This window comes from Hydrogenophaga sp. (genome assembly GCF_041633695.1).
Classification (GTDB): domain Bacteria; phylum Pseudomonadota; class Gammaproteobacteria; order Burkholderiales; family Burkholderiaceae_C; genus Hydrogenophaga.
The window spans coordinates 1-12,289 of record NZ_JBFJMY010000096.1; the positions used below are offsets into that span (position 1 = coordinate 1).

Here is a 12,289-nt window from a genome sequence, read left to right on the forward strand (position 1 = left end):
GGCCTGGCGGCCCAGACCGGCATGATCGGTCCCATGTCCACCATTCTGATGGGCGTGCTGATTCTGGGCGAGCCGTTCAACGGCTGGATTTTGGTCGGTACCGTACTGGTGATGGGCGGCGTGTTCATGGTCACCCGGTTTGGCCAGCGCACACTGCCACCACCGGTGGGCAAATAGCGCAGTTGGACGCGGCTTCAAATTTTTTCCCGGTGCGCAGGCGCCGGTTCATTTTTTTCAGCACAGGAGATTCACACATGGACATGGGCATCAAAGGCAAATGGGCGTTGGTTTGCGGCGCCAGCAAAGGGCTGGGATTGGGCTGCGCGCAGGCGCTGGCGGCAGAGGGGGTGAACCTGGTGCTGGTGGCGCGCGGTGTGGGCGCGCTGGAGGCCGCTGCGGCGGCGATCCGCCAGGACGCGCCGGGCGTGCAGGTGCTCACCGCTGCTGGCGATATCACCAGCGAAGGCGGCCGGGCGGCAGCGCTGTCGGTGGCCGGTGGGCCGGGCACGGCGTTTGACATGCTGGTGACCAACGCGGGTGGGCCGCCGCCGGGCGACTTTCGCGCCTGGGACCGCGAGGCCTGGGTCAAGGCGCTGGACGCCAATATGCTCACGCCGATCGAACTCATCAAGGCCACGGTGGACGGCATGGCGCAGCGCGGTTTTGGCCGCATCGTCAACATCACTTCCAGTGCGGTGAAGGCACCCATCGACATTCTGGGTTTGTCCAATGGCGCGCGCAGCGGGCTTTCCGGCTTCATCGCGGGGCTTTCGCGCAGCCCGTTGGCGGCGCAAGGTGTGACCATCAACAACCTGCTGCCCGGCGCTTTCGATACCGACCGTCTCAAGGCGGTGATCGCCGGGGCAAGCGAGAAGAGCGGCAAAAGCCAGGACGCGATTGCCGAAGCCCGGCGCCAGACCATTCCCGCTCGCCGCTTTGGCCAGCCCGCAGAGTTCGGCGCCATCTGCGCCTTTCTGTGCAGCGCCCACGCGGGCTACATCACTGGCCAGAACGTGCTGGCGGATGGCGGGGCGTACCCGGGCGCGTTCTGACGTTCTGAGCCTGTGGCGGCTTGGCGTATCGGCGCCAACCGCTGCGGTGCGGTGCGGGTCCTATTTCCGTGATGAAACCAGGATGCCGCCCACGATCAGCGCAAATCCCATCGCGTGGTACAGGTGGGGCATTTCGCCCAACAAGGTGGCCGACAACAGGGCGGCAAACAGCGGTGTGAGGTTGGAGAAGAAACCCGCGATGGTGGGGCCGACACGGGCCACGCCCGCGCCCCAGCACCGGTAGGCCAGCAGCGAAGGGCCGATGGCCACAAACACCAGAGCGGCCGCCAGCGGCCAGCCCCAGGTGATGGGGCTGCTGCCGTTGGCGTCGACCGCAGGCAGAAGCAGCCATTCGCCACCGGTGGAGAGACCCGACCACAGCAGGCCCATGGCGATCTGCGCCAGCAAAAAGGCGGCCCAGTCGGCGCGGATGTGGGCCAGTTCGGCGCCGGGCCGTGGCAGCGCCAACTGCCAGCTGTATCCGGCCCAGACCAAGGTGGCCAGCAGCATCCAGGCGTCGCCCGGCACCAGTTGCACCGCCAGCAATTGCGTCAAGTTGCCATGCGAGAGCACCACGGCCACGCCGCTGAGCGAGAGCGCCGCACTCAAGGCGGCCTGGCGGGAAATGGGCACGCCATACAACACGCGACCTATCAGAAGCATCCACACCGGCGTGCACGCGGCCACCAGCGTCACGTTGATGGGGGTGGACGTGGTGAGCGCCATGTATTGCAAAGAGTTGTAGCTGCCCACGCCCAGCAGGCCGAGCAAGGCGAAGTGGCGCCAGTTTTTTCTGAAACCGCTGCCCGGTCGCAGCACCCAGCTCGCGAAAGGCAGCAGCAACAAAAAGGCCAGCGCCCAGCGCAAAAAATTGAGCGTGAAGGGCGGCACCACACCGTGCATCAGCCGACCCACCACGGCGTTGCCGGCCCACATGAGCGGCGGGATCAGGAGCAGAAGAATGGTGGAAGGCGTGAGGCGCTGGCTGTGGCTGAGGGGCATGGCCTGCACTGTAGCAAGGTGGCCATGCCCGGCACTGGCGCGGGGTCACCGGCCAGAGCCCACAGCGCGGCGGGGGTTTCATGGCAGCATGTCGGCTGTTGACCCGTCCATCCAAAAAGAGGAGATTTCCATGACCACCAGCAGCCGCGCCGTGCGCATCCACCAACACGGTGGCCCCGAAGAACTTGTGATCGACACCGTGGAAGTGGGCGAACCCGGCCCGGGCCAGGTGCGCATCCGCCACCACGCCGTGGGTCTGAACTTCATCGACGTGTACCAGCGCAGCGGCCTCTACCCCGGCACCATGCCGCTGGCCCTGGGCATGGAAGGCGCTGGTGTGATCGAGGCGGTGGGCGAGGGCGTGACGCATCTGAAGGTGGGCGACCGCGCCGCCTACGCCGCCAACCCGCCTGGCAGCTACAGCGATGTGCGGGTGATGCCGGCCATGAACGTGTGCCAGCTGCCCGACGCCATCGACTTTGAAACCGGTGCCGCCATGATGCTCAAAGGTCTGACTGCGCAGTATTTGCTCAAACGTTGCCGCCCGGTTGAGGGCCTGGAGGCGGGCGACTTTGTGTTGTTCCACGCCGCCGCCGGTGGCGTGGGCTTGATCGCCTGCCAGTGGGCCAAGGCCCTGGGCCTGCGCTTGATCGGCACCGCCGGTTCGGCCGAAAAATGTGCGCTGGCGCAGGAGCATGGTGCCGAGTTCACCATCAATTACCGCAGCGAAAACTTCGCGGCACGGGTGAAAGAGATCACCGGCGGCCAGGGCGTGAAGGTGGTGTACGACTCGGTGGGCAAAGACACCTTCGATCAATCGCTCGATTGCCTGAAGCCCTTTGGCCTGATGGTGAGCTTTGGCAACGCGTCCGGCCCGGTAGCCCCGTTTGCCCCCGGCATGCTTGGGCCCAAGGGCTCCATCTACGTGACGCGCCAGACCTTGTTCACCCACATCAGCAGCCGCGAACGCACCCAGGCCATGGCCGACGATTTGTTTGCCGTGGTGGTGGGTGGCCAAGTGAAGATCCGCATCGACCAGCGCTTTGCGCTCACCGACGTGCAGGCGGCGCACCGCAGCCTGGAAGCCCGCGCCACCACCGGCTGTACCGTTTTGACCCTCTGAACGCGCGCGCCCTGGCGCTGCCCGCCGCTGCCCCGTTCAGGCGATGGCGGTGGCCGGCGCCAACTCGGCCAGTGCGGCCTTGAGGTTTGTCAATGTGCCCGGCACGTCGTGCCACTTGTCCAGGCCGAACAGACCGATGCGAAAGGTCTTGAAGTCGGCCGGTTCGTCGCATTGCAGCGGCACACCGGCGGCGGCTTGCAGACCCGCAGCCAGGAATTTCTTGCTGGACTGGATGTCCGGGTCGGTGGTGTAGCTCACCACCACACCCGGCGCTTCAAAGCCGGCCGCGGCCACGCTGGGAAAGCCACTCGCCTTCAAGAGGGCGCGCACTTGCTGGCCCAGTGCCATTTGTTCCTCGCGCACTTTGTCAAAACCGTAGGCCTCGGTTTCCAGCATGGTGTCGCGCAGACGCAGCAGGGCGTCGGTGGGCAGGGTGGCGTGGTAGGCGTGGCCACCGCCTTCGTAGGCTTCCATGATTTGCAGCCACTTCTTCAAATCCATCGCAAAGCTGCTGCTCTGCGTGGCGTCGATGGCTTGGCGGGCGCGCTCGCTCAGCATCACCATGGCGCAGCAGGGCGAGCTGCTCCAGCCTTTTTGTGGCGCGCTGATCAGCACGTCCACACCGGTGTTTTTCATGTTGACCCACATCGCACCCGAGGCGATGCAGTCCAGCACGAACAGGCCACCGACCGCGTGTACCGCGTCGGCCACGGCCTTCAGATAGGTGTCGGGCAACATCATGCCGGAGGCGGTTTCCACGTGCGGCGCGAACACCAGGGCCGGCTTTTCGCGCGCGATGGCTTGCACCACGTCTTTGATCGGCGCGGGTGCCCAGGGCGCTTGCGCAAGCCCGTTCTCGCGCTGGGCTTTCAGAACGGTGTGGCCAGCGGGAATGCGGCCCATGTCAAAAATCTGCGTCCAGCGGTAGCTGAACCAGCCGTTGCGGATCACCAGCACCTGCTTGTCGGCGGCGAACTGGCGCGCCACCGACTCCATGCCAAACGTGCCGCTGCCCGGTACCAGCACCGCCGAATGGGCGCCGTACACGCTCTTGAGCATGCGGGAGATGTCGTTCATCACGCCCTGGAAGCGTTTCGACATGTGGTTGAGCGCGCGGTCGGTGTAGACCACCGAAAACTCCAACAAACCGTCTGGGTCGACGTGGGGCAGCAGTCCGGGCATGGGGTCTCCTATTTGTTCAGCAAAGAATCAGCGTAGCACAGCCCCAAGGCCCGGATACCGGGCGCGGTGGTGTCCCTGGCATCACCGGGGTGGATAGAAAATATGTAGCGTATGAGATAAATATGTAGAATTCACTACATGATTTATGGATGGATTCTGGTGCTGAGTTTGCCGACCGAAAACGCCACGGTGCGCATGCGCGCCTGGCGCACGCTGAAAAACCAGGGTGCTGCGGTGTTGCGCGACGGCGTCTATCTGATGCCCGACCGCCCGACTTGCCAGGAGACGCTGAGCCAGGTGGCCGACGATGTGCGGGCGGGCGGCGGCACGGCAAGGTTGATGCGGGTCGAAGAACCGGCAGGGGAATCGTTCGCCGCCTTGTTCGACCGCTCCGACGACTACGCGCCTTTGCTGAACAGCATGCGGCTGGCCCGCGAAGGCCTGAGCGCCACCACCTGGCCCGAAACCCAGAAGCAGGCGCGCAAACTGCACAAACAGCTGGAGGGCCTGGTGGCGCTGGACTTTTTCCCCGGCGAAGCGATGCGCCAGGCGCAGGACGCCTGGCAGGCGCTGGACCAGGCGATCCAGCGCGCGCAATCGCCCGACGAACCCCATATGGAGGCGCGCGCGCCGCAAGCCTGTCGCCTTGAGGATTTTCAGAACCGTCGCTGGGCCACCCGGCGGCGCCCCCGCATCGACCGCCTCGCCAGCGCCTGGTTGATCCGGCGCTTCATCGACCTCCAGGCCCGGTTTCTGTGGCGGGCGGCACCGGGCGATTGCCCGCCCGACGCCGTGGGTTTCGATTTCGATAGGGCCACGTTTACCCACCAGGGCCATCAGGTGACCTTTGAAGTGCTGCTGGCCAGCTTTGGGTTGGAACAGGCGGCGCTGGCACAAGTGGGGGCGCTGGTGCATTTTCTCGATGTGGGCGGTGTGCAACCGCCCGAAGCCGCGGGCGTGGCCGGTGTGCTGCAAGGCCTGCACAGCCTGCTGCCCGACGACGACGAACTGCTGGCGGTTGCTGGCGGTATTTTTGATGGCCTTTTGGCCAGCTTTTCACAGGCGCCGAACCAGCCATGAATTCCCCAGCCGACACGCCCCCCGCGCCCCAGACTGTGCGCTTTCGCGACGCGCTGCTGTTCTGGCTCAAGCTGGGTTTCATCAGCTTTGGCGGCCCGGCCGGGCAGATCGCGATCATGCACCAGGAGCTGGTGGAGCGGCGGCGCTGGATCTCGGAGCGGCGCTTTCTGCACGCGCTCAACTACTGCATGTTGCTGCCCGGGCCAGAGGCGCAACAGCTCGCCACCTACATCGGCTGGCTGATGCACCGCACCGTGGGCGGTCTGGTGGCCGGGCTGTTGTTCGTATTGCCCTCGTTGCTGATTCTGATCGTGTTGTCCTGGGTCTATCTCGTCTGGGGCGATGTGCCGCTGGTGGCTGCGCTGTTTGGGGGCATCAAACCAGCGGTGGTGGCGGTGGTGCTGCACGCGGCGCACCGCATCGGCACCCGGGCGCTGAAGAACCGGGTGTTGTGGGGCATTGCGGCGCTGGCGTTCCTGGCGCTGGCGGTGCTGCAACTGCCTTTCCCGCTCATCGTGGTCGCGGCGGGTCTGGTGGGCTATGCGGGTGGGCGGTGGGCGCCCAGCTATTTCAGCAGCGCTGGCGCGGCACATGGCCCCGCCAGCAGCGCGCCGCTGGGTGCCTTGATCGACGACCACACGCCCACACCCGATCACGCCGTGTTCCGCTGGAGCCGCTTGCTGCGGGTGTTGCTGGTGGGCCTGGCCCTGTGGCTGTTGCCCATGGGGCTGCTCGCCGGGTTCCTGGGCTGGGCGCACACCTTCACACAAATGGCCTGGTTTTTCACCAAGGCGGCTTTGCTCACCTTTGGTGGCGCCTACGCCGTGCTGCCCTATGTGTACCAAGGCGCGGTGGGCCACTACGGCTGGTTGAGCGCGCCGCAAATGATCGATGGCCTGGCGCTGGGCGAGACCACACCGGGGCCGTTGATCATGGTGGTCGCATTCGTGGGCTTTGTCGGGGGTTACGCGAAGGCGTTGTTCGGGCCCGACGCCTTGTTCCTGGCCGGTGCGGCGGCGGCCAGCATCGTCACCTGGTTCACCTTTTTGCCCTCGTTCCTGTTCATTCTGGCCGGCGGTCCGCTGGTGGAATCGACCCACGGCAAGCTGAAGTTCACCGCCCCGCTGACCGCCATCACGGCGGCGGTGGTGGGCGTGATCCTGAGCCTGGCGCTGTTTTTTGCGCAGCACGTTTTTTGGCCACAAGGTCTGGGCGCGGGTCTGGACATGCCCTCGCTGGTGCTGGCGGTGATCGCGGGTGTGGCCTTGTTCCGGTTCAAACGCCATGTGATGGAAGTGATCGCCCTGTGCGCCGTCCTTGGCCTGGCCTGGTATGGCTTGTTTTCAGGAGCTTGACCATGGGTATGACTGCCAACGAATTGCAGCAGTGGTTGCAGCAGCGCCGATCGATTGAATTGCTGGACCTGCGCCGAGCCGCTGCGCGCGCCGCCGAACCCCGGGGTATTGCGGGTGCGCGGTGGCTGGACCCGGCGCTCTGGCTGGATTGGAAAGACAACACCGCCCAGGACAGGCCCGTGGTGGTGTACTGCGCGCATGGGCGCGAAATCAGCCAGGGGCTGGCCACCGCCCTGAAGGTCATGGGCCGCGATGTCCATTACCTTGAAGGCGGCTTGGCCGCCTGGCAGGCGGCGGGCCTGGCCACCGAAACGCTGGGCGCGTGATGTGGCGCCGATGATGCGGCCCCATGAAATACGAACCGTTCGCCCTGAGCCCGTCGAAGGCCCTGCCTCCCGACCGTCCTGAGCTGGTCGAAGGGCAGGCGCTTAGCGGCTGCGCTTGACGCGCAGGATTTCGTCCAGGATCAGGCAGACCGCGCCGATGCTGATGCCGGCATCGGCGACGTTGAACGCCGGGAAATGGCCGCCGGGGAAAATGCCGGCCAGCGAAGCCCAGTGGAAGTCCAGGAAGTCGACCACATAACCGTGCTGCAGGCGGTCGAGCACATTGCCGATGGCGCCGCCCAGGATGCAGGCCAGCGCAAACGCAAACAGCTTCTGACCGGGGTGCGAACGCAGCATCCAGACGATGAAGACCGCCGCGCCCAGCCCCACGGCGGTGAAGAACCAGCGCTGCCAGCCGCCCGCACCGGCGAGAAAAGAAAACGCCGCGCCGCTGTTGTGGGCGCGGACCACATTGAAAAAGGAGGTGACGTAGGTGGCGTCACCCAACTGGTAGTAGCCCAGGATCAGCACTTTGGTGAACTGGTCCAGCAGCAGCACGGCCAGCGCCAGACCCAGCCAGGGCCAGAGGCTGGCGCTCTTGCCAAACACCTTGGTCGTGCGGGCCATCAGGCGATGAGCCGGGTTTCACCCGCGCCGTAAAGATTGCTGGTGCAGCGACCGCACAGCGTGGGGTGCGTGGCGTCCACGCCCACATCCTCCCGGTAGTGCCAGCAGCGCTCGCACTTGGCCGCCGTCGCCGGCCGCACCTTGACCGCCAGGGCTTCGCCCTGTTGCAGCCGCACCGACGAGGTGATGAAGATGAACTTCAAGTCCTCGCCCAGCGCTTGCAGCAACACATGGTCTGCCACAGGCACGGTGAGTTCGATGTTGGCCTGCAGCGAGGAGCCCAACTGGCCCGCTTCGCGCACGGTTTCGATCTCCTTGTTCACGGCCTCGCGGATTTCACGGATGCGCGACCACTGGTCCAGCAAACGTTGGTCCGCGCCCGGCAGTTCGGCGTAGGTTTCGAAGAAGATCGAATCCGAGTCGCCAAAAATGGTCCAGGCCTCTTCGGCAGTGAACGAAAGAAACGGCGCCATCCAGCGCAGCATGGCGTGGGTGATCTGGTGCAGCGCGGTTTGTGCGCTGCGCCGCGCCAGGCTTTTGGGCGCGGTGGTGTAGAGCCGGTCTTTCAGCACGTCCAGGTAGAACGCGCCCAGGTCTTCCGAGCAATACACCTGCAGCTTGGACACCACCGGGTGGAATTCGTACACCTCGTAGTGCGCCAACACCTCGGCCTGGAACTGCGCCGCGCGCGCCAGGGCGTAGCGGTCGATCTCCAGCATGTCTTCCATCGCCACGGTGTCTTGGGCGGGGTCGAAATCGCTCACGTTGGCCATCAGAAAGCGCAGCGTGTTGCGGATGCGGCGGTAGGCGTCGACCACACGCGCCAGGATTTTTTCGTCGATGCCCAGGTCGCCCGAATAGTCGGTGGCGGCGCACCACAGGCGGATGATCTCGGCCCCCATCTTGTTGCTGATCTCTTGTGGCGCCACCACATTGCCCACGCTCTTGCTCATCTTGCGACCCTGGCCGTCCACGGTGAAGCCGTGGGTGAGCAGGCCGCGGTAGGGCGCGCGCCCGTACATGGCGGCGGCGGTGAGCAAAGAGCTGTGGAACCAGCCTCGGTGCTGGTCGTGGCCTTCCAGGTACAGATCGGCCTCGGGGCCACCATCGTCGTGCGCGTGCGCCAGCAAGCCCTGGCCGTCGCGTTCGCCGTGGCTGCCGCGCAGCACCGTGGTGTGGGTGGTGCCGGAGTCGAACCACACCTCCAGAATGTCGGTGCTCTTGGTGTATTGCGCCGCATCGGTCTGGTCGTCCAGCCGTTGCAGGATGTCGGACACGGTGAGCTTGCTCCAGGCCTCGATGCCGCCTTCTGCGACCACGCTGGCGGCCAGATCGATGATCTCGGGCGTGCGCGGGTGCAGCTCGGCGCTGTCCACGTGCAGCAGAAAGGGCAGGGGCACGCCCCAGCTGCGCTGGCGGCTGATGCACCAGTCGGGCCGGTTGGCGATCATGTCGCGCAGGCGGGTTTTGCCGTTTTCCGGGTAAAAACGGGTTTGTTCGATGGCGGCGAGCGCGGTCTGGCGCAGGGTTTGCGGCGCTTTGTCGACCGTGAACACGCCTTCGCCTTCGTCCATGCGCACAAACCACTGGGCAGCGGCCCGGTAGATCACCGGTGTCTTGTGGCGCCAGCAATGCGGGTAGCTGTGGGTGATGGCCTGCGTCGCCATCAGGCGCTTGTTTTCACGCAGCGTCTCGATGATTTGGGGACAGGCTTTCCAGATGTTCAAGCCACCGAACAGCGGCAACTCTTCGGCGTAGCGGCCATTGCCTTGCACCGGATTCAGGATGTCGTCGATGGCCAGGCCGTGGCTCACGCAGGAGTTGAAATCGTCTACGCCATAGGCCGGCGCCGAGTGCACGATACCGGTGCCGTCGTCGGCGCTCACGTAGTCGGCCAGATAGACCGGCGAGAGGCGGCGGTAGCCCGCATCCACATCGAACAGCGGATGGCGGAAATTCAGGCCGCCCAGTTTTTCGCCCGTGGTGGTCGCCAGCACCCTGCCGGTGAGCCCGAAGCGTTCCAGGCATTTTTCAACCAGCGACTCGGCCAGCACCAGCAGGCCGCTCGGGGTGTCCACCAGCGCATAGGTCAATTCGGGGTGGACATTGAGCGCCTGGTTGGCGGGAATCGTCCAGGCGGTGGTGGTCCAGATCACGGCGAAGGCGGATTTGCCGAGCAGGCGCTGGGCCGTGTGTTCGGCCGAACCGCTGATTTCAAATGCCGTAAACAGCGCCGATAGGTCGTCCGCCTCAAAGGCCACGTCCAGCGTGTCGCTCTTTTTGTCGGCGTATTCGATCTCGAACTCGGCCAGCGAAGAGCCGCAGTCGAAACACCAGTACACCGGCTTGAGTCCGCGGTAGACAAAGCCACGCTCCATCACGCGCTTGAAAGCGCGGATTTCGTTGGCTTCGGTTTCAAAGTCCATGGTGCGGTAGGGCTTGTCCCACTGGCCGAGCACGCCCAGCCGCTTGAAGTCCACCATCTGCTGCGCGATCTGCTCGGTGGCGAAGGCACGGCTCTTGGCCTGCATCTCGTCGCGCGGCAGGTTGCGGCCGTGCAGTTTTTCGATCGCGTTTTCGATCGGCAAGCCGTGGCAGTCCCAACCCGGGATGTATTGCGCGTCCAGGCCTTTCAGCTGGCGCGCCTTGACGATCATGTCCTTGAGAATCTTGTTGACCGCGTGGCCGATGTGCAACTGGCCGTTGGCGTAGGGCGGGCCGTCGTGCAGGATGAATTTGGGCTGACCGGCGCGCGCCACCCGCAGGCGTTTGTACAGGCCTTGTTCGTCCCAGGCTTTGACCCAGGCGGGCTCGCGCTTGGGCAGGTCGCCGCGCATGGGAAACGGCGTGTCGGGCATGTTCAGCGTGGCGCGGTAGGCGCTGCTGGGGGCTTCGGGTTTGCTGGGCGCTTTGCCGGTAGGGCGGTTTTCAGACATGTGTGCGGCTCGGAATGGGGCAAAAGGCCTTGGGGCTTCGACAGGCTCAGCCCGGACGCTGGCGCGGGTGACTGACAAGGGGGAACCGATCGCCCTGAGCCCGTCGAGGGGCGGCGACCGGGTGCGCGCGGGCGTTAAATTCGGTCGCGTGTGGTCTGGCGGTGGGTCTGCGCGTGCAGGGAGGCAAAAAACGCACGCGCATCGGCGCAGTCTTTGGCGATGCCCTGGGTCAGGGCGTCCAGACTGTCGTATTTCAGTTCGTCGTGCAGTTTGTGCAGCAGTTCCACGCGCACAATTTTACCGTAGGCCTCGCCACCCGGCAGTTGGCGTGCCAAGGCCTCAGGCCATTCCAGGCAATGGGTTTCCAACAGCACGCGCCCGCCGTTCACATCGTCCGGATCCAGCGAGGGGCGCACGCCCAGATTGGCCACACCCGGTAGCGGCGGCGAATCGGCATCTGGGCCCAAGCCGTGCACATGCACCGCAAAGATGCCGCTGGCCGCTGGTTTCCAATGGGCAAAACGCAGATTGAGGGTGCGAAAGCCATCGCCCAGGCCGGGGGTGCTGGCGCCCAGTTCACGACCGAGTTTGCGTCCGTGCACCACATGGCCGCTGACGCTGTACGGCCTGCCCAGCAGGGCGGCGACGTCGTCCATGCGTCCGGCGCCCAGCGCCTCGCGCACCGCCGAACTGGAGACGCGAAGCCCGTGCACCTCGTAGCTTTGCATGCGCGCCACGTCAAAGCCCAGGCGTCCGCCGGCCTGGTCGAGCATGGCGTAATCGCCAGCCCGCTGGGCGCCGAAGCGGAAGTCGTCACCGACCAGCACATACTTAACGCCCAGCGCCCGCACCAGAATGTCTTCGATGAAAGCCTGTGGCGCTTGGCCGGCCAGCCGGGCGTTGAAGGGCAGGACCACGCATTGATCGACGCCACAGCGGTCCAGTTCTTCGAGCTTGTCGCGCAAGGTGGCGATGCGGGCCGGCGCCAGTTCGGGCTTGTGGTGCAGGGCCGCGAAAAAATCCCGTGGGTGTGGCTCGAAGGTCATGACACAGCTGGGCACACCCCGGTGGTGGGCCTCGTTGTTCAGAAGCGCCAGCATTGCCTGGTGTCCGCGGTGCACACCGTCAAAGTTGCCAATGGTGAGCGCGCAGCCCCCGCTGTTGATGGGCGCCCGGCCCGGTGTACAGAGTCCTCGGAAGATTTTCATGCGGTGTGAGAGCGTGCGGTTCGTTGCAGACGGGTTCCGTGCGTGGCGGAAAGGCGGTGGTGGCACTGGTTGCGCAAGGATATCCTTGCGCCATGTGGGAGCCTGACACAAAAGCTTGCTATATTGACATACTAAAGAGCAGGCTTCGTGCCAGCACCCGCTTGCCCTTTTCCCTGTGCCGCAGGCATGGGTTGTTCCGGTTGCATTGCATCAAGGAGCCCCGTTGTGAAGGTCTTGAAACTCTCCGCCCAAGGACTGCCACAGTCGTGGATCAGTCTTGAGGAAGCCGTTTTGCACTACGCGGCGGACGAGGTGCGCTGGGAGATGGGTGCTGAGGTGGCCGTGTTCCATGGTGGGCACAACGCGGTCACGGGTTGCCAGTCCATCATCACGGTCAA

10 protein-coding genes and 2 pseudogenes are annotated in these 12,289 nt (G+C 65.1%); 7 read left to right on the top strand and 5 right to left on the bottom strand.

All coding sequences use genetic code 11. The annotated features are described in order from the left end of the window. Positions 1 to 177, top strand: a pseudogene (locus ABYB95_RS08220) (EamA/RhaT family transporter); the annotation flags it as partial. Between the two features lie 77 nt (positions 178 to 254). After that, a complete protein-coding gene (locus ABYB95_RS08225; protein ID WP_372657991.1) occupies positions 255 to 1,052 on the top strand; it encodes an SDR family oxidoreductase in 798 nt (265 codons plus the stop codon). Positions 1,053 to 1,112: 60 nt separating this feature from the next. Here ABYB95_RS08225 and ABYB95_RS08230 read toward each other — a convergent pair whose 3' ends face one another. After that, complete coding sequence (locus tag ABYB95_RS08230; RefSeq protein WP_372657992.1) at positions 1,113 to 2,054, bottom strand: DMT family transporter; 942 nt, start codon at positions 2,052 to 2,054, stop codon at positions 1,113 to 1,115. A 130-nt stretch (positions 2,055 to 2,184) separates the two neighbouring features. Between ABYB95_RS08230 and ABYB95_RS08235 the strand changes: the two genes are divergently transcribed. Continuing rightward, a complete protein-coding gene (locus tag ABYB95_RS08235) occupies positions 2,185 to 3,177 on the top strand; it encodes a quinone oxidoreductase (RefSeq protein WP_372657993.1) in 993 nt (330 codons plus the stop codon). A 36-nt stretch (positions 3,178 to 3,213) separates the two neighbouring features. Here ABYB95_RS08235 and ABYB95_RS08240 read toward each other — a convergent pair whose 3' ends face one another. Further along, on the bottom strand, positions 3,214 to 4,359 hold the full coding sequence (locus tag ABYB95_RS08240; protein WP_372657994.1) for an aminotransferase class V-fold PLP-dependent enzyme: 1,146 nt from the start codon (positions 4,357 to 4,359) through the stop codon (positions 3,214 to 3,216). Between the two features lie 138 nt (positions 4,360 to 4,497). Between ABYB95_RS08240 and ABYB95_RS08245 the strand changes: the two genes are divergently transcribed. The 3 genes from ABYB95_RS08245 to ABYB95_RS08255 are packed head-to-tail and all read left to right on the top strand — an operon-like array spanning position 4,498 to position 7,120. After that, positions 4,498 to 5,439 carry a chromate resistance protein ChrB domain-containing protein gene (locus tag ABYB95_RS08245; protein WP_372657995.1) on the top strand — a complete coding sequence of 314 codons (942 nt, stop codon included), beginning with the start codon at positions 4,498 to 4,500 and terminating at the stop codon, positions 5,437 to 5,439. Beyond that, positions 5,436 to 6,794 (top strand): chromate efflux transporter, encoded by a 1,359-nt coding sequence (chrA, locus tag ABYB95_RS08250; protein ID WP_372657996.1) that lies wholly within the window; start codon positions 5,436 to 5,438, stop codon positions 6,792 to 6,794. Before ABYB95_RS08245 ends, chrA begins: the two co-directional genes overlap by 4 nt. Positions 6,795 to 6,796: 2 nt before the next feature. Then, a complete protein-coding gene (locus tag ABYB95_RS08255) occupies positions 6,797 to 7,120 on the top strand; it encodes a rhodanese-like domain-containing protein (protein WP_372657997.1) in 324 nt (107 codons plus the stop codon). A gap of 102 nt (positions 7,121 to 7,222) precedes the next feature. Here ABYB95_RS08255 and lspA read toward each other — a convergent pair whose 3' ends face one another. From lspA to ABYB95_RS08270, 3 genes are all read right to left on the bottom strand, one after another. Continuing rightward, positions 7,223 to 7,747: a signal peptidase II gene (gene lspA / locus ABYB95_RS08260; protein WP_372657998.1), complete on the bottom strand. Its 525-nt coding sequence runs from the start codon at positions 7,745 to 7,747 to the stop codon at positions 7,223 to 7,225. Continuing rightward, the gene (gene ileS, locus ABYB95_RS08265) at positions 7,747 to 10,683 is read right to left on the bottom strand and encodes an isoleucine--tRNA ligase (RefSeq protein WP_372657999.1); all 2,937 of its coding nucleotides are present in this window, start codon (positions 10,681 to 10,683) and stop codon (positions 7,747 to 7,749) included. The genes lspA and ileS overlap by 1 nt, the downstream gene beginning before the upstream one ends. A 134-nt stretch (positions 10,684 to 10,817) precedes the next feature. Further along, positions 10,818 to 11,891 (bottom strand): bifunctional riboflavin kinase/FAD synthetase, encoded by a 1,074-nt coding sequence (locus ABYB95_RS08270; RefSeq protein ID WP_372658000.1) that lies wholly within the window; start codon positions 11,889 to 11,891, stop codon positions 10,818 to 10,820. A 225-nt stretch (positions 11,892 to 12,116) separates the two neighbouring features. Here ABYB95_RS08270 and ABYB95_RS08275 point away from each other — a divergent pair. Beyond that, positions 12,117 to 12,289, top strand: a pseudogene (locus tag ABYB95_RS08275) (HNH endonuclease); the annotation flags it as partial.